The sequence below is a fragment of the Scandinavium tedordense genome (assembly GCF_024764965.1).
GTDB classification, from domain to species: domain Bacteria; phylum Pseudomonadota; class Gammaproteobacteria; order Enterobacterales; family Enterobacteriaceae; genus Scandinavium; species Scandinavium tedordense.
Genome location: NZ_JALIGG010000053.1, coordinates 115837 through 134028 on the forward strand (window position 1 = coordinate 115837; position 18192 = coordinate 134028).

Annotated in this window: 16 protein-coding genes; all 16 read right to left on the reverse strand. The window is 55.0% G+C overall.

Features of this window, described 5'->3' with window-relative positions; translation table 11 throughout:
* Positions 1 to 31 precede the first annotated feature (31 nt).
* The 16 genes from secM to rsmH all read right to left on the reverse strand — a co-directional run bounded on the left by secM (position 32) and on the right by rsmH (position 18191).
* Positions 32 to 535, reverse strand: a complete 504-nt coding sequence (gene secM, locus MUU46_RS08235; protein ID WP_159761063.1) for a secA translation cis-regulator SecM — start codon at positions 533 to 535, stop codon at positions 32 to 34.
* Positions 536 to 801: 266 nt separating this feature from the next.
* Positions 802 to 1719, reverse strand: coding sequence for a UDP-3-O-acyl-N-acetylglucosamine deacetylase (gene lpxC / locus MUU46_RS08240; RefSeq protein WP_110510771.1), 918 nt, complete (start codon positions 1717 to 1719; stop codon positions 802 to 804).
* 100 nt (positions 1720 to 1819) lie between these two features.
* Positions 1820 to 2971 carry a cell division protein FtsZ gene (gene ftsZ / locus MUU46_RS08245; protein WP_159761061.1) on the reverse strand — a complete coding sequence of 384 codons (1152 nt, stop codon included), beginning with the start codon at positions 2969 to 2971 and terminating at the stop codon, positions 1820 to 1822.
* Between the two features lie 62 nt (positions 2972 to 3033).
* A complete protein-coding gene (gene ftsA / locus MUU46_RS08250) occupies positions 3034 to 4290 on the reverse strand; it encodes a cell division protein FtsA (protein ID WP_097162871.1) in 1257 nt (418 codons plus the stop codon).
* Positions 4287 to 5126: a cell division protein FtsQ gene (ftsQ, locus tag MUU46_RS08255; RefSeq protein WP_258965280.1), complete on the reverse strand. Its 840-nt coding sequence runs from the start codon at positions 5124 to 5126 to the stop codon at positions 4287 to 4289. The genes ftsA and ftsQ overlap by 4 nt, the downstream gene beginning before the upstream one ends.
* 1 nt (position 5127) lies before the next feature.
* Positions 5128 to 6048: a D-alanine--D-alanine ligase gene (locus tag MUU46_RS08260; RefSeq protein WP_258965281.1), complete on the reverse strand. Its 921-nt coding sequence runs from the start codon at positions 6046 to 6048 to the stop codon at positions 5128 to 5130.
* Complete coding sequence (gene murC / locus MUU46_RS08265; RefSeq protein WP_258965282.1) at positions 6041 to 7516, reverse strand: UDP-N-acetylmuramate--L-alanine ligase; 1476 nt, start codon at positions 7514 to 7516, stop codon at positions 6041 to 6043. The genes MUU46_RS08260 and murC overlap by 8 nt, the downstream gene beginning before the upstream one ends.
* Positions 7517 to 7573: 57 nt before the next feature.
* Entirely contained in the window at positions 7574 to 8641 is a 1068-nt protein-coding gene (gene murG / locus MUU46_RS08270) for an undecaprenyldiphospho-muramoylpentapeptide beta-N-acetylglucosaminyltransferase (RefSeq protein ID WP_258965283.1), read from the reverse strand.
* Positions 8638 to 9882 (reverse strand): cell division protein FtsW, encoded by a 1245-nt coding sequence (ftsW, locus tag MUU46_RS08275; protein WP_159761051.1) that lies wholly within the window; start codon positions 9880 to 9882, stop codon positions 8638 to 8640. Before ftsW ends, murG begins: the two co-directional genes overlap by 4 nt.
* Positions 9882 to 11198 carry a UDP-N-acetylmuramoyl-L-alanine--D-glutamate ligase gene (gene murD / locus MUU46_RS08280; RefSeq protein WP_159761260.1) on the reverse strand — a complete coding sequence of 439 codons (1317 nt, stop codon included), beginning with the start codon at positions 11196 to 11198 and terminating at the stop codon, positions 9882 to 9884. Before murD ends, ftsW begins: the two co-directional genes overlap by 1 nt.
* 2 nt (positions 11199 to 11200) lie before the next feature.
* Positions 11201 to 12283: a phospho-N-acetylmuramoyl-pentapeptide-transferase gene (gene mraY / locus MUU46_RS08285; protein ID WP_110510764.1), complete on the reverse strand. Its 1083-nt coding sequence runs from the start codon at positions 12281 to 12283 to the stop codon at positions 11201 to 11203.
* On the reverse strand, positions 12277 to 13635 hold the full coding sequence (gene murF / locus MUU46_RS08290; protein ID WP_258965284.1) for a UDP-N-acetylmuramoyl-tripeptide--D-alanyl-D-alanine ligase: 1359 nt from the start codon (positions 13633 to 13635) through the stop codon (positions 12277 to 12279). Before murF ends, mraY begins: the two co-directional genes overlap by 7 nt.
* A complete protein-coding gene (gene murE, locus MUU46_RS08295; RefSeq protein WP_258965285.1) occupies positions 13632 to 15119 on the reverse strand; it encodes a UDP-N-acetylmuramoyl-L-alanyl-D-glutamate--2,6-diaminopimelate ligase in 1488 nt (495 codons plus the stop codon). The genes murF and murE overlap by 4 nt, the downstream gene beginning before the upstream one ends.
* Positions 15106 to 16872 (reverse strand): peptidoglycan DD-transpeptidase PBP3, encoded by a 1767-nt coding sequence (ftsI, locus tag MUU46_RS08300; protein ID WP_159761045.1) that lies wholly within the window; start codon positions 16870 to 16872, stop codon positions 15106 to 15108. The genes murE and ftsI overlap by 14 nt, the downstream gene beginning before the upstream one ends.
* A 15-nt stretch (positions 16873 to 16887) precedes the next feature.
* Complete coding sequence (gene ftsL / locus MUU46_RS08305; protein WP_110510760.1) at positions 16888 to 17253, reverse strand: cell division protein FtsL; 366 nt, start codon at positions 17251 to 17253, stop codon at positions 16888 to 16890.
* Complete coding sequence (gene rsmH, locus MUU46_RS08310) at positions 17250 to 18191, reverse strand: 16S rRNA (cytosine(1402)-N(4))-methyltransferase RsmH (protein ID WP_159761043.1); 942 nt, start codon at positions 18189 to 18191, stop codon at positions 17250 to 17252. Before rsmH ends, ftsL begins: the two co-directional genes overlap by 4 nt.
* Position 18192 lies beyond the last annotated feature (1 nt).

The window sequence follows — 18192 nt, forward strand, 5'->3', positions numbered from 1 at the left end:
GTCTTAGTCATTAGTTGAAGTTTGTTGTTTTTCAGCTAAGGCGTTGAGGTCCGGCGCGGATGCCGTGTACCTGGCTTACCCAGGCGCTGACAGAAAAGGCTTGATGTGTAATGGAATCTGAGCGGTATGCCACTGAGCGTACGATAACCGGCTGCTGACTTTCTCGCATCAGCAGTGCGCTGAGCGTATCCAGCAGGGCCAGGTGATGTACTTCGAGTGGAGCAGACGCTTCTGCGACCGGCAGCGCCTGTGGCGCCATCGCGAAGGAAAGATGACGAATGACCGTTCGAATGGCGTGCTGATGCCAGTAATCGACGGTAAACGTTGGACGACGGTTGCCTTCCAGTAAAGCCAGATGGGTGAAACTGACTTTTGTGGTAGACGTGTGGCTACTGGCGGTTTTGGTCGGTGGCGTGGATTCTGCGGCATTGGCAATCGCAGGCAGGCCGAACCCTGCCGCGACCATCCCCAACAGGAGATGCGGCCAGAAATATCGTCTGCCAAACTGTCGCCAACGCGTCAGTATTCCGTTCACTTACCTTTTCACCTTGATTGCCGGGCAACCCTTCAAAATTTTTAAGCGTTCAGATAGTACCATTAATGGCTCAAGCCAGCAGCACGAATGAGGGCAATCCACGTGGAAAAGTGCTCAGGAAAACAGCGATCGCACACGTCAGGCAAGTGAGAAACAGGAAGAATTGAAGAATGAGGGATTTTCAGAAACTAAAAAGAAAAAACGACTGGCTCCCTGGACGGAGAGAGTACCAGGTTACCAGTCGAATTTACAGTTTGGTGTCAGGCTTACGCCAGAACCAATGACGGTGCTTTAAATGCCAGCGGCAGTTCAGCGTCGTCTTCGAAGGTCACAAACTCCCAAGCTTCCTGTTTAGCCAGGACTGCTTGCAGCAGTTTATTATTCAGTGCGTGACCTGATTTGTACGCGGTGAATGCACCGATGATATTGTGACCACACATAAAGAGGTCACCGATAGCATCCAGCATTTTGTGGCGTACAAATTCATCTTCAAAGCGCAGACCGTCTTCGTTCAATACGCGATAATCGTCAACAACGATGGCACAATCGAAGCTGCCGCCCAGGCACAAACCACGGGACTGCAGATATTCGATATCACGCATGAAACCAAAAGTACGTGCTCGGCTAATCTGACGCATGAACGCATCCGCAGAGAAGTTCATAGCATAACGCTGGTTGCTGCCGTCAATCGCCGGATGGTTAAAGTCGATGGTGAAATCCAACGAGAAACCATTGAACGGTTTGAATTCAGCCCATTTGTCGCCGTCTTCTACACGAACCGTGTCTTTAATGCGCACAAATTTCTTCGCACAGTTCAGTTCATCAATGCCTGCGTCGAGCAGCAGATAAACGAATGGGGCAGCGCTACCATCCATAATCGGGATTTCCGGCGCATCGACTTCAATCATGATGTTGTCGATACCCAGGCCCGCCAGGGCGGCATTTAAGTGCTCAACCGTTGAAATCCGCACGTCATGCTCGTTGACAAGGCAAGTACAGAGCATGGTATCACGCACAGATTTGGCATCTGCCGGAAAATCAACCGGTGGATTCAAGTCGGTGCGACGATAGATGACCCCGGTATTTGCCGGCGCAGGGCGCAACGTCAGCGTGACTTTCTTGCCAGTATGTAAACCGACTCCAGTCGCCTGAACGATACGTTTAAGAGTCCTTTGTTTGATCATCGTATAATCTCGCCAAATTACTTATCCAACCGAAGTGTACTATACATTCGGCAGGCCAGTTTAGCACAAAGAGCGCAGATTCCCAAATTCCAGCTAATTCTTAATCAGCTTGCTTGCGCAGGAATGCTGGGATATCCAAATAATCCGGTTCTTTGGTGGTCTGCGGCGTATTGTCGTTTACCACTTTAGCGGCCGGTTTCTGCTCCTGAGTCAGCGGCGCCATACCGTGCTGCTGGTAGCGATCCATCACCGGTTGTTGCTGCTGTTTGTTTGTTACCAGGGTAATTTCAGGACGCTTGTCCATACCGATACCGGTAGCCACTACGGTCACTCGCAGTTCGTCGTTCATATCCGGGTCCAGGGAAGTACCGATAACCACGGTCGCGTTATCCGATGCAAACGCACGGATGGTGTTACCCACGGTTTCGAACTCATCCAAACGCAGGTCGAAGCCAGCGGTGATGTTAACCAGCACGCCGCGCGCACCGGACAGGTCGATGTCTTCCAGCAGTGGAGAAGAGATAGCCATTTCAGCCGCTTCTTCCGCACGGTCTTCACCGCTTGCCAGACCAGAGCCCATCATTGCATAGCCCATTTCGGACATTACAGTGCGCACGTCAGCAAAGTCGACGTTCATCAGACCCGGACGAGTAATCAGTTCGGCGATGCCCTGAACAGCGCCTTTCAGCACGTCGTTGGCTGCGCCAAATGCGTCCAGCAGGGAAATACCACGACCCAGCACTTTCAGCAGCTTGTCGTTAGGGATGGTAATCAAGGAGTCCACATGTTTGGACAGCTCGGCGATACCCTGCTCCGCAAACGCCATACGCTTTTTGCCTTCAAAATTGAATGGCTTAGTCACGACAGCAACGGTCAGAATACCTAAATTTTTCGCTACTTCAGCGACAACAGGTGCAGCACCAGTACCCGTACCGCCGCCCATGCCAGCTGCGATAAACACCATGTCAGCGCCATCAAGGGCTGCACGCAGTGCTTCACGATCTTCGTCTGCCGCATTGCGACCGACTTCCGGGTTTGCGCCAGCACCCAGACCTTTGGTAATCCCATTACCAATCTGAATCGTCTGACCGACAGCCGTTTTACGTAACGCCTGAGCGTCAGTATTCACTGCGAAGAATTCAACACCCTCAATGCGCTCGCGCACCATGTGTTCGACGGCGTTGCCACCGCCACCACCGACGCCGATGACTTTAATCACCGCGTCGTTGGTCAGTTCCATAGGTTCAAACATAGTTTCTCTCCGTTTTGTGCCTGTCGCCTGAGCGCGCTAATTTTCGGCGCTCTCTTAAAAAATTAAAACTCTTTTCGCAGCCAGGTATTGATTCGTTTGATCCACGAACTCACTGCGACACGTTTTTCCACTTCAGCTTCACCACTCAGATGTGACTCTTTTCCGTAGTGCAGCAGGCCCACAGCCGTTGAATAGTACGGCTCCTGAGCATAATCCGTCAGTCCGGTAATGTTCAGCGGCGCGCCAATGCGCACCTGCGTATGGAACACGCGCTGAGCGCAGGCCGCCAGGCCTTCAATTTGCGCCGCGCCACCGGTAAGAACAATCCCTGCGGCCAGATGGTGTTTGACACCCTGCTGGCGCAGCTGTTCCTGCAACTGCAAAATCTCTTCGTTCACCAGGTTGAGCAGCTCGGTATAACGCGGCTCAATGACCTCTGCCAACGTCTGGCGCTGCAGGCTACGCGGTGGACGACCACCTACGCTTGGCACTTCTACGCTCTCATCTTTACCGACAATAGAGCCCAGTGCGCAACCGTGGCGAACTTTAATCGCTTCGGCATCGCTCGGTGGCGTACCGAAGGCGTAAGCGATATCGCTGGTCACCACGTTCCCGGCATACGGGATAACTTTAGTGTGACGCAGCGCACCGCCGGTATAGACGGCGATATCCATAGTACCACCACCGACATCAACCACGCAGACGCCCAGCTCACGTTCATCTTCCGTTAGGACGGAATAGCTCGACGCCAGACCGGCGAAAATAAGTTGATCCACTTTCAGACCACAGCGTTCTACGGCTTTGACGATGTTTTTCGCCATATCGTTGTGACATGTGATCAAGTGCACTTTTGCCTGCATACGTACGCCGGACAAACCTACCGGGTTTTTGATCCCTTCCTGGTAGTCGATGGCGTATTCTTGCGGAATCACATGCAGAACACGGTGTTCATCGCGTACGCGTACGGACTTGGCCGTATGCACCACGTTCTCAACGTCTTCCTGAGTCACTTCTTCTTCAGAAATCGGCACCATCCCGATTTCATTTTGACAGCTAATATGTTTGCCTGAAAGCGCCAGATACACTGAAGAAATCTGGCAATCAGCCATCAATTCCGCCTGGTCAATGGCGCGCTGTACGCATTTCACCACGGATTCCAGGTCGTTCACACCGCCTTTGTCCATACCCCGGGATGGGCAGCTGCCCACGCCAATGATATTCACCATTCCGTCGGGCAGAACTTCCCCTACCAAAGCGGCTACCTTCGCGGTACCAATTTCCAGTCCTACTACCAGTTTTCTGTCCGTCGCTTTGATCATTGTTGCTCTGCCTGTGCCTGATTTTGTTGTTGATGTGTATCCTCTACGGGAGCGGGCTGCCACCCTACTGCCGCGCCTGAGTCATAACGCAAATCAACGTAGCTAATCCGTTTGCCATCGGTTTGCGCCTGCTGCTGAAGAACAGGATAGAGTTCTATAAAGCGCTCAAGCCGTTTCATCGTATCGCCGCGCCCCAGGTCCAGCTTGATGTCATTATTCAACGTCAGCTGCCAGGAGCGGCGTGCGGTCATCGCCGCCACTTTCAACGTAAACTTATCTTTCGCCAGCATCTGTCCCATATCGCGATAGCCTTGCAGCACTTCGTTCTCGCTACCTTCCGGGCCATACAACATAGGCAGATTCTGCTTACTGGTGCGTTCGGCCGGCACGCTAAACGCGTTACCGTCGCTGTCCACCATATGCTGATCATTCCAGCGCGCAATCGGCACATATTCAACCAGATGAATCTTCAATTCGTCTGGCCACTGCTTACGAACGCTTGCCTGCTTAATCCACGGCAGGCGTTCAATCTGACTCTGAATGATATTTACGTCCTGAGTCATAAACGTACCCGGCGAGCCGAGTGCCAGAATTGCCTGGCGAATATCATCATTACGCGTGTAGTGACGTTCCCCGGTCACTACCAGCCTGGATAACGGCAGACGCTGCGCATCTTCCATCCAGTTCAGTACCATCCAGCCGCTCATCAACACGGTGAATAATACCGCGAGCAGGAACATCATCCCTGCAAGACGCGTTCCATTATTTCTACGTGAAGAAGCGATGTCGTCCTCTTCTTCTTCACGGTTCCGTGTGTTCAGTGCTGCCTGCGACATATCAACCCGCCAGGTCCAAAATACGTACCACCAACTGCGAGAAGCTCATGCCGGCCTGACGTGCCGCCATCGGCACCAGACTGTGGCTGGTCATGCCTGGGGAGGTGTTAGCCTCCAACAGATAAAGCTGACCATCGCTGTCCTGCATTACATCAATGCGTCCCCAACCTGAGCACCCGAGGATGTTCCAGGCTTTAAGCACCAGGGCCTGCATTTCTTGCTCACGCGCCGAATCTTCACAACCAGGGCAGAAATACTGCGTCTCGTCAGAGAGATACTTCGCTTCATAATCATAGAAGACTCCGGCCGGTTGGATGCGAACCGACGGTAAAATTTCTTCATCGAGTACTGCAACGGTAAATTCCGGCCCGCTTAACCATTTTTCGATCAGAACTTCTTCATCATGCTGAAAAGCCAGCGTTAAGGCATCGTGAAGTGCACTACTTTCGTCCACTTTCGACATTCCGACGCTAGAACCTTCCCGGCTTGGCTTCACAATCAGCGGCAAACCGAGTGCGGCAATGCGCTGTTTTTCGTCCTGTGACAGGCCCTGTGCAAACTGAGTCCGCGTCAACGCGACCCAAGGTGCCACCGGAAGTCCTGCGCCCTGCCAGAGCAATTTACTGCGCAGTTTGTCCATCGAAAGAGCAGAAGCCATCACACCACTGCCGGTGTAAGGCAGGCCTATCAGTTCCAATAAGCCCTGCAACGTACCATCTTCCCCACCGCGTCCGTGAAGTGCAATAAACGCTTTCTTAAAACCCAGTTTTTTCAGCTGAGTGATATCTGCGTCACGCGGATCGACCGCATGTGCATCAATGCCCGCTTCGCGCAAACCCGCCAGCACAGCCGCGCCGGAATTCAGTGAAACCTCACGCTCAGCGGAGGTTCCCCCCAGGAGGACAGCGATTCTATCAGCCATGGCGCTCTTCCTCCTGAGTTTGCGGCTTGAGTTTGATTTCAGCTAAGTTACGCGCGATTTTGCCGATATTTCCCGCGCCTTGTATCAAAATCAAGTCGTTACCGGTCAGGACCGGGGCCAGAATTTCAGCGACTTTCGCCGGATCTGACACCAGAATGGGGTCTACTTTACCGCGACCGCGGATGGTACGACACAGAGAACGGCTATCCGCTCCCGGAATCGGCGCTTCACCCGCCGCGTAGACCTCCAGCATCAACAACGCATCAACTTCCGTCAGCACGTTGGCAAAATCGTCATACAGATCACGCGTACGCGTATAACGGTGTGGCTGGAACACCATAACCAGATTTTTGTCTGGCCAGCCCGCGCGAGCCGCTTTAATGGTTGCATCCACTTCCGTTGGGTGATGACCGTAGTCGTCCACCAGCATAGCGGTACCGCTTTTACCGTTAACGCCTTCCAGCGGATACTCGCCAAGGAAATCGAAACGACGGCCTGTACCCTGGAAGCTTTCCAGCGCGCGCAGAATGGCGTCGTCTTCGATGCCTTCTTCTGTGGCGACCGCCACCGCTGCGGCCGCATTCAGGGCGTTGTGACGACCCGGTGCGTTCAACGTTACGCGCAGCGGCGCGTTATCATGACGAATCAGAGTAAAGTGCCCCTGCGCGCCAATCTGTGTGTAATCTTCGACGCGCACGTCAGCGTCGTCGCTAAAACCATACGTTGTAATCTGACGACCCACGCGCGGCAGAAGCTCGCGGATAACCGGGTCATCAACGCACATCACCGCACGTCCATAAAACGGCAGGTTATGCAGGAAATTAATAAACGTCTGCTTTAAATTTTCGAAATCGCCCTGATACGTGTCCATATGGTCGGCTTCGATATTGGTGACAATCGACACCATTGGCTGCAAATGCAGGAACGATGCATCGCTTTCATCCGCTTCCGCAATCAGGTAACGGCTGTGGCCCAGGCGAGCATGCACACCCGCCGCTTTGACCAGACCACCGTTGACGAAAGTCGGATCCAGACCGGCTTCGGCGTAAATACTCGACACCATCGCGGTGGTCGTGGTTTTACCGTGTGTCCCGGCAACGGCGATGCCGTGGCGAAAACGCATCAGCTCGGCCAGCATCTCTGCGCGGCGGATAACAGGAATACGCGCTTCATGCGCCGCAACGATTTCCGGGTTGTCCGCAGAAATTGCCGTTGAAACCACCACCACACTCGCATCGCGCACATTTTCAGGACGATGATTGAAATAAATCGTGGCACCCAGCGCCGTCAGCTGCTGAGTCACCGGGTTCGGCGCGAGGTCCGAACCACTGATCTGATACCCTTCGTTAGCCAACACTTCGGCAATACCGCCCATGCCAGCACCGCCGATGCCAACAAAGTGAATGTGCCGGACGCGACGCATCTCGGGCACAATGGAACGCAGTTTCGCCAGTTGTTGTGTATTCATTCTCTAAACGCCATCGACTACTTAAAAATTCGTGCAGCGCAAAAGGCGCTGCGATGATTAAGCCTGAGCTGCCAGGCTTACTGCTTGCGCTACACGCTCGGTAGCATCCGGGATGGCGGCGGCACGTGCGCACTCGGCCATTTCCAGTAATGTTTTTCTGTCCCAGCCCGCAAGGGTGCGGGCAACAGCATCCGCAGTAAATTGCGGCTGCTCAAAAATCTTCGCGGCGCCTGCTTTTTCCAATGGCAGCGCATTCCAGTACTGCTGTCTGTCTTTGTGCTGGAACGGCACAAAAATCGCAGGCAGCCCAGCGGCGGCAATTTCGCTCACAGTCAGCGCGCCGGAGCGGCAAACCACGACATCGGCCCAGGCGTAAGCTTCGGCCATATCGTCAATAAACTCGGTGACCTTGTGCTGCGGCTGACCGGCATCAGCGTAAGCCTGCTCCACGGTCTGCTGCCCACCTTTACCACTCTGATGCCAGATGGTTACACTATCGCCCAGCTTTTCGGCGACCTGCGGCATCGTCAGATTCAATACGCGAGCGCCCTGAGAGCCCCCAACGACCAATACGCGAATTTCGCCTTCACGCCCGGCCAGACGCTGTTCCGGCTGCGGAAGTGCAAGCACGTCAGTGCGTACCGGGTTGCCTACCACTTCAGCGTTCGGGAATGCCCCCGGAAACGCCTGCATCACAGTTTTGGCAATTTTCGACAACCATTTGTTGGTCAGTCCGGCAATGCCGTTTTGCTCATGCAGCACCACAGGAATTCCCAGCGACCACGCCGCCAGACCACCCGGACCTGAGACATATCCGCCCATGCCTAGCACCACATCTGGCTGAAAACGCTGCATAATTGCGCGCGCCTGACGCCAGGCGTTGAAGATACGTATCGGCGCCAAAAGCATTGCCTTGAGACCTTTTCCACGCAAACCGGAGATCTCAATGAAATCAATGTCGATCCCGTGTTTCGGCACTAAACTCGCTTCCATACGATCGGCGGTACCGAGCCAGCGAATCTGCCAGCCCTGATCCATCAGATGATGCGCAACGGCCAGCCCAGGGAACACGTGTCCACCGGTGCCACCCGCCATCACCATCAACCGCTTAGCCTGACCACTCATCGAACACCCCGTGTAAACGCCTGCGCTTTTTCCAGACGCGTTTCATAATCAATGCGTAACAAGAACATGATGGCCGTCGACATAATCAGCAGACTGGAACCACCGTAGCTGATAAGCGGCAGCGTCAGACCTTTGGTTGGCAGCATACCCGCCGCTGCACCGACGTTTACTAACGCCTGGAAGCTGAACCACACACCAATCGAACACGCCAGGAAGCCTGAGAAACGCTGATCCATCTCCAGCGCCTTGCGGCCAATGGACATGGCGCGGAAAGCGACGAAGAATACCATTAAAAGAGCAAGGACCACACCGATATAGCCCAGTTCTTCGCCGATGATGGCGAAGATGAAATCGGTGTGCGCTTCCGGTAAATACTCGAGTTTCTGTACCGAGTTGCCGAGGCCCTGCCCCCACATCTCACCGCGGCCAAAGGCCATCAGGGATTGCGTCAGCTGATAGCCGCTGCCAAACGGATCTTCCCATGGGTTCCAGAAGGAAGTTACACGGCGAATACGGTACGGCTCGGCGAGGATCAGCAGGACAACCGCCGACATCCCCATGCCGATAATCGCGATGAACTGCCAGAGCTTAGCCCCGGCGAGGAACAGCATCGCCAGGGTCGTCACGAACAGCACCACCACGGTACCGAGGTCCGGCTGCGCCAACAGTAAGATCGCCAGCACGAATATCACGCCCATCGGCTTTAAGAAGCCGCGCAGGTTGTTTCGCACCTCATCGCCTTTACGCACCAGGTAGTTAGCGATGTAGCAGAACAGCGACAGCTTGGTAAATTCCGCAGGCTGAATACGCAGCGGGCCAAAGGCAATCCAGCGCGATGCACCGTTAACCGAGCTACCAACAACCAGTACAATCAACAGCATCGCGATCGCCGTTATCAGCATTGCGGTGCTGTGGCGCTGCCAGAATGCCATTGGCAAACGCAGCGTGACCAGGCCCAGACAGAACGCAAGGACGATGTACAAGCCATCACGTTTAGCGAACAGAAAGGGATCGTTCGCCAGACGCTGACCCACTGGCATTGACGCCGAGGTCACCATAATAAAACCGACGGCTGCAAGGCCCAGAGTCAACCACAGCAGCATACGATCGTACATGACCAGGCTGTCGGTATCCTGCTGCCGGGAGCCCATCACCCAACCTTTTAATGCCGCAAACAGCCATACCAGAATTCCGGATCCCGGCATATGGGGCATTCTCAGGCGTGGGAAAGATAAACGCATTAACCAAGCTCCTTCGCCAGGCGGGTAAATACATCCCCGCGCTGTTCAAAATTCTTAAACTGATCAAGGCTGGCACAGGCCGGAGAGAGCAGGACCATGTCGCCGTGTTTCAGTTGCGGAGCAATCAGATGTATTGCTTCTTCCATTGTTTCGGTACGAACGGCAGCGTCAGGACGCAGTTCCGCCAGCGCATCGCCATCGCGACCAAAGCACCACAGACGAACGTTGTCGCCTTTCAGCCAAGTCTTCAGCGGGGAGAAATCGGCAGATTTACCGTCGCCGCCCAGCAACAGATGCAGCGTGCCTTCGACCTGTAAGCCGTTCAGCGCAGCTTCGGTACTGCCAACGTTGGTCGCTTTCGAATCGTTAATCCAGCGCACGCCCTTATGCTCCAGCGCTAACTGGAAACGGTGCGCCAGACCGGTAAATGTGGTCAGCGCTTTCAGACTGCTGGCACGCGGTAGTCCAGCGGCATCCGCCAGAGCCAGCGCCGCCAGGGCGTTGCTGTAGTTGTGCTGACCTGTCAATTTCATCTCGCGAACGTTCAGGACTTTCTCGCCTTTTACGCGCAGCCAGGTTTCGCCTTGCTGGCGATTGAGGTGATAGTCACCCATGTTGACGCCGAAACTGACGCAGCGCGTATCGGCGCCGCGGACCGGCATGGTCAGCGCATCATCGGCGTTCACCACACAGGCTTTTGCATTTTCATAGACCCGTAGTTTGGCGGCGCGATACTGCTGCAGGCCAAACGGATAGCGATCCATATGATCTTCGGTAACGTTGAGGATCGTCGCGGCTACCGCTTCCAGGCTGGAGGTCGTTTCCAGCTGGAAGCTGGAAAGCTCAAGCACGTACAGCTCGCGTGAAACGTCCAGCAGCATTAACGCAGGCAGACCAATGTTGCCGCCCACGCCGACGTTCACACCCGCAGCTTTCGCCATTTCACCCACCAATGTGGTGACGGTGCTTTTACCATTCGAGCCAGTAATGGCAATAATCGGCGCCTGCGCTTCACGGCAGAACAGTTCGATGTCACCCACAATTTCTACGCCCGCGTCTGCCGCCGCGCTCAGCGAAGGGTGAGCCAGCGCCATACCAGGACTGGCGACAATCAAATCTGCCGCCAGCAGCCAATCATCATTCAGGCCACCGACAAAACGCTCGACGTCTTCTGGCAGCTTATCCAGACCAGGAGGCGTTGCGCGAGTGTCCATCACACGCGGGGTCACACCCTGCGCGAGGAAGAAATCGACGCAGGAAAGCCCGGTCATTCCCAGACCGATGATGACAACATTTTTATCCTGGTAATCAGTCATCATTAACGCACCTTCAGCGTTGCCAGGCCAATCAGGACCAGCATCAGCGAGATAATCCAGAATCGCACAATCACGCGCGGTTCCGGCCAGCCTTTCAGTTCATAGTGGTGATGAATTGGCGCCATACGGAAGATGCGCTGACCGCGCAGCTTGAAGGATCCAACCTGCAAAATGACCGACAGGGTTTCAACCACAAACACACCGCCCATGATCAACAGCAGGAATTCCTGACGCAGCAGCACGGCAATAATGCCAAGCGCGCCGCCCAGCGCCAGAGAGCCGACATCGCCCATGAAGACCTGAGCCGGGTAGGTGTTGAACCACAAGAAACCTAAACCGGCCCCGACGATCGCCGTACAGACGATCACCAGCTCCCCGGCATGGCGTAAATACGGAATGTGTAGATAGTTGGCAAAGTTCATGTTACCGGTAGCCCATGCCACCAGTGCGAAGCCCGCTGCCACGAAGACCGTTGGCATAATCGCGAGGCCGTCGAGGCCGTCCGTCAGGTTTACCGCGTTGCCGGTGCCGACAATCACGAAGTAAGCCAGCACGATGTAGAAGATGCCGAGCTGCGGCATGACGTCTTTAAAGAACGGTACAACCAGCTCGGTGGCTGGCGTATCTTTTCCGACCATGTACAGCGCGAAGGCCACGCCCAGTGCAATCACCGACATCCAGAAGTATTTCCAGCGGGCAATCAGGCCTTTGGTGTCTTTACGCACCACTTTGCGGTAGTCATCGACGAAGCCGATGATTCCGTAACCCACCAGCACCACCAGCACGCACCAGACGTACGGGTTAGATGGGTAAGCCCACAGCAGAACAGACACCACAATTGCGGTCAGGATCATGATCCCGCCCATGGTTGGCGTGCCGCGTTTACTGAAATGCGACTCCGGGCCGTCGTTACGTACGACCTGACCAAACGCTAATTTTTGCAGACGGGCAATCATACGCGGGCCCATCCACAGGGAGATGAACAGCGCGGTCAGCAGGCTGACGATGGCACGAAACGTCAGATAGGAAAAGACGTTAAAGCCTGAGTAATACTTGACCAAATGTTCGGCCAGCCAAACTAACATGTTCCGTTCTCCTGTAGAGCGCGAACCACCTCTTCCATGGCAGCGCTACGTGAACCTTTCACTAAAATGGTAATAATCTGATGCTCTTCGATAAGCGTTTTCAGACGTGAAATCGCTGCTGGCTTGTCGGCAAAATGCTCGCCAACGCCGCTGGCGTCGCTAATCGTTTTACTGAGGGTACCCACGCTGATGACGCAGTCGATGCCCGCCGCTTTCGCCGCGTCACCCACCTGGTTATGACAGGCTTCGCTTTCGTCGCCGAGCTCTGCCATGTCACCAACTACCATCACGCGGAAGCCAGGCATTTCAGATAGCACCTGTGCCGCCGCGGTCATTGATCCAACGTTGGCATTGTAGGAGTCATCGAGCAGAAGCTGGTTTTCGGCCAGTTCAATTGGGAACAGACGGCCCGGCACGGCTTTCAGCGTAGCGAGACCGGCTTTCACTGCCGCTAAGTCTGCACCGACCGCCATCGTCAGCGCCGCTGCGGCCAGCGCATTGGCGATGTTGTGGCGACCCGGCAGCGGTAGCAGCACGTCGACGTTGCCGACCGGAGTCTGCAGCGTGAATTCGGTGCCATGGCTGGTGACGTGAATGTTGTTGGCGGTGAAATCACTGTTCGCCGCATTTGGTGAGAAGCGCCACACCTTACGATCGCCAATTACGCTCTGCCAGTTCAGCCAGTCGTTATTGTCGGCGTTCATAATCGCGATGCCATTCAGCGGCAAGCCGCTGTAGATTTCGCCTTTCGCTTTGGCAACACCCGCCAAAGAGCCGAAACCTTCCAGATGCGCGGCAGCCAGGTTATTCACCAGCGCGGCTTCCGGACGCGTCAGGTCGACGGTCCAGGCAATTTCGCCCTGATGGTTCGCGCCTAATTCTATTACCGCAAATTCGTGTTCTTTGGTCAGACGCAGCAGCGTCATCGGCACGCCGATATCGTTATTCAGATTTCCTGCGGTGTACAGCGTGTTGCCGCACTGGCTGAGAATGGACGCCGCCATCTCTTTCACCGAGGTTTTACCGGAAGAACCGGTTAATGCGACAACGCGCGTTGGCACCTGATGACGCACCCAGGCTGCCAGCTCGCCAAAAGCCAGTCGGGTGTCTTTCACCACTACCTGCGGTAAATTACAGTCCAGTTTACGGCTCACCAGCAATGCACCTGCGCCAGCGGCTTTGGCTTGTTCGGCAAAATCGTGGGCATCGAAACGCTCACCTTTGAGGGCCACAAACAGGCAGCCCGCAGTGATTTTGCGGGTATCCGTGGTCACGGCGTCAATCATGGCGTCCTGGCCCAACAGCTCGCCGTTGAGGATCTCAGCGATTTGGCTCAGCGGAAGGCGAATCATGCGACGACTCCCAGCAAACGCGCCGCGGTGACGCGGTCGGAATAGTCGAGACGACGATTACCAACGATTTGGTAGTCTTCATGACCTTTACCGGCCAGCAGCACTACATCGTTCTCTTTGGCCTGCATGATGGTGGCAGTCACGGCTTCCGCGCGGCCCTCCATCACTTTCGTCCGGCCTGCATCGAGCATTCCGCTAAGAATATCGTTGATGATGGCGCGCGGCTCTTCAGTTCGGGGATTGTCGTCCGTTACCACAGCGATATCCGCGAACTGTTCAGCAATGGCCCCCATCAGCGGACGCTTACCTTTGTCGCGATCGCCGCCGCAGCCAAATACGCACCACAGCGTACCGGTACAGTGCAATCGTGCAGCTTCGAGCGCTTTTTCCAGCGCATCCGGCGTGTGAGCATAATCCACCACTACGGTCGGTTTTCCTGGTGCGCTGAACACTTCCATACGGCCGCAAACTGGCTGCAAACGCGCCGCAGATTTCAGCAGGTCAGCCAGCGGGTAATCCAGCGCCAGCAGAGTCGCCAGGGCCAGCAGCAGATTGCTGACGTTAAACGCGCCCATCAGGCGGCTTTCGATTTCGCCTTCGCCCCAGCTGGAGTCGAAGTGAATGGTCGCCCCACTGTCGTGGTAGTTCACCGCAGTGGCTTTCAGCCAGCGGCCATGACAGTTCGGATTAATATGGTCTTCCATCGATACCGCGACGGCGTTCGGCAGTTTTGCCAGCCAGCGACGGCCCACTTCGTCATCGGCATTAATAATCGCCTGACCGAAATGGTGTGTGGAATAAAGCATCCACTTCGCCGCTTCGTAATGTTCCATGTCGCCATGGTAATCGAGATGATCGCGGCTGAGGTTGGTAAACACCGAGGCGACAAATTTCAGCGCCGATACGCGATGCTGAACCAGACCATGAGAGGAAACTTCCATCGCCGCAAATGAAGCGCCCTGCCCTGCCAGGCCAGACAACACATGCTGTACGTCGACCGCAGAACCGGTGGTATTTTCGGTTGGAATGACTTTATCCAGCAGGCCATTGCCCACGGTGCCCATCACGGCACTGGTTTCACCGAGCAGCTGCGCCCATTGCGCCAGAAGCTGTGTGGTGGTGGTTTTGCCGTTGGTCCCGGTTACGCCGACCAGGCTCAATTGTTCTGAAGGCTGGTTATAAAAACGTCCCGCCAGGGCGGACAAACGCTCGTTAAGCTGGCTGAGATAGATAACCGGCACGCCGTGCATTTCGCAGATTTCGCCATCCGCAGCTTCGTCTTTTGCTTCAGCAATAATGGCAGCTACACCTTGCGCTATCGCCTGCGGGATATATCGACGCCCGTCCGCCTGATGACCTAAAACAGCCACAAAAAGGTCGCCCGACGCCGCCACACGGCTGTCGAGTGTCATCTCTCGCAGTGTCCGCTCCGGTGCATTTGGCACCCACGGAGCAAGAAGGTCACGCAAATTACGATCTGCCACCTGTTCCCTCGCCTTTATCAGTCACAAATTCACTTTTATCGCCCGTTGCCAGCGCATCCGGTTCAATGTTCATGGTACGCAGAACGCCGCCCATGATGGCACCGAACACCGGTGCGGAAACGGCACCGCCGTAGTATTTCCCTGCCTGCGGATCGTTAATCACCACCACCAGCGCAAAACGCGGCTGGCTGGCTGGCGCAACGCCCGCGGTATAAGCAATGTATTTGTTGATGTACTTACCGTCTGGACCCACTTTCTTCGCCGTACCGGTTTTAATCGCGATGCGGTAGCCTTTGATGGCCGCCTTCACACCGCCGCCGCCAGGCAGCGCCACGCTTTCCATCATGTGAACCACAGTGCGAACGATAGATTCCGGGAAGATACGCTCACCGGGAACCGGGGGATCAACTTTGGTTATCGACAGCGGACGATAGATCCCGTAGCTGCCAATCGTTGCGTAGACTCGCGCTAACTGTAACGGTGTTACCATTAGCCCGTAGCCGAAAGAGAAGGTGGCCCTCTCTATGTCAGACCACCGTTGTTTTTGAGGATATAAGCCACTGCGTTCTCCGACCAACCCCAAATTGGTCGCTTTTCCCAATCCAAAGCGTGAGTAAGTATCTACTAATGCTGAGGACGGCATCGCTAACGCCAGCTTGGAGACACCGACGTTACTCGACTTCTGTAGTACCCCGGTCAGGGTTAATTCGCTGTAGCGCGCCACGTCTTTGATTTCGTGGCCGTTAATTCGGTATGGAATGGTGTTCAGGACAGTGTTTTCATTGACGATACCGCGTTGAAGCGCGGTCATCACCACCATCGGTTTAATAGTCGAACCGGGTTCGAACACGTCAGTAATGGTGCGGTTACGCATAATGTCTTTCTGCGTACCCGTCAGATTATTCGGGTTATAGGAGGGGCTGTTGGCCATCGCCAGCACTTCGCCAGTGCTGACATCCACCAGCACCGCACTACCGGACTCCGCTTTGTTAAACGCCACGGCGTTATTCAGTTCGCGATAAACCAGAGCCTGTAGGCGTTCATCAATGCTCAGCGCCAGGTTGTGCGCGGCCTGACTGTCGGTGGAGGAGATATCTTCAATCACGCGACCGTAGCGGTCTTTACGCACGATACGCTCACCCGACTGGCCGGTCAGCCATTTATCAAAGCTCTTTTCGACGCCTTCAATGCCCTGGCTATCAACGTTAGTAAAACCGATGAGGTGAGCGGTTACTTCTCCGGATGGATAGTAACGACGAGATTCTTCACGTAAATGAATCCCTGGCAGCTTGAGCTTTTTGATGTAGTCGGCCATGTCAGGGTTGACCTGACGCGCCAGATAGATAAAGCGCATCCGCGGATTGGTATTGATGCGCGCAGCCAGCTGATCGAGCGGCATATTCAGCGCATCTGCCAATGCTTTCCAGCGGTTATCGATGCTAACGCCGCCTGCATCATGCAGTTCTTTCGGATCGGCCCAGATAGCCTTCACCGGCACGCTCACCGCCAGTGGGCGGCCAGAGCGGTCGGTTATCAGGCCGCGCGAGGTAGTGACTTCCTGCACACGCAGGGAGCGCATATCGCCCTGACGAACCAGCATGTCAGGGTTGATTATCTGCAACCATGCTACACGACCCAGCAGGAACGCCATCGCCAGCAAAATACAGCCGCAAAGCAACGCAAAACGCCAACTGATAAAGTTGGCCTGTGCTTCCTGACGTTTTGGTTTAAGCGTCTTTGCCGCTGCTTTCATGCGTCGTGATAATCCTTATTTTTGTACAACGATGTTTTCCTGGGAAGGATCGACATGCTGCATTTGCAGCTTCTCCGTGGCAATCCGCTCAACCCGGCTATGGTCGCCGAGTGCATTCTCTTCAAGGATCAGGTTACGCCACTCAATATCCAGAGCATCGCGTTCCAGAACCAGCTGTTCACGTTGTGCAGTCAGTAGACGGGTATGGTGCGCCGTCGTGACCACCGTTATTGCCGACAAAATAATGCAAATGAACAGGCAGAGTGGCAGCTTCCCAAACCGCAAAAGGTCGTCGCCGATCACGCCAGGCAAGGCATGGCGCTCGTTGCTTCCTAACGACCCTTTCACTTTGCTTAGGGCTTCTGACACTCTGCTGATCATGCGTTCGTCCTCTCTGCAATACGCAGCACTGAACTACGAGCGCGTGGATTCTCTGCCACTTCTTGTTCGCCCGGCATCAACTTGCCTAGTGCTCGCAGATAACGGCCACCCAGTTTCATGAGTTGCTCTTCGGTCATCGGTAGCCCTGCCGGAACCTGCGGACCACGGCTTTGCTCACGCATAAAGCGTTTCACAATGCGGTCTTCCAGCGAGTGGAAACTGATGATGGAGAGCCGCCCACCCGGGGCAAGCACGCTGAGCGAGCTTTTTAGCGCCTGCTCTATCTCCTCAAGTTCACTGTTCACCCAGATGCGCACCGCCTGGAAAGTACGGGTCGCAGGATGTTTGAATTTGTCTTTCACAGGCATTGCCGCGGCAATGACTTCCGCCAGTTCTTTGGTGCGGGTCATTGGCTCAATGCGATTACGCTCAACGATGGCGCGGGCAATACGTTTGCCAAAGCGCTCTTCGCCAAAGGTTTTGATAACCCAAGCGATATCTGCTTCTTCTGCGTTCAGCAGCCACTCGGCTGCTGACTGACCGCGCGAGGGATCCATACGCATATCCAGCGGTCCGTCACGCATGAAGGAGAAGCCGCGTTCAGCATCGTCAAGCTGCGGTGAAGAGACACCAAGATCGAGAAGAATGCCGTCGATCTTGCCTGTAAGACCGCGCTCGCTAACGTAATCAGCAAGTGCGGAAAAAGGTCCATGCACAATGGAAAAGCGGGAGTCATCAATGGCGTTCGCCACAGCGATAGCTTCTGGATCCCTGTCGATAGCCAACAACTGCCCTTCCGCTCCCAGTTGCGAAAGGATCAGGCGTGAGTGACCACCACGACCAAAAGTGCCGTCAATGTAGATACCGTCAGGACGAATGTTCAGACCGTTTACAGCCTCGTCCAGCAGTACCGTTGTATGTTTAAAATTTTCCATCATT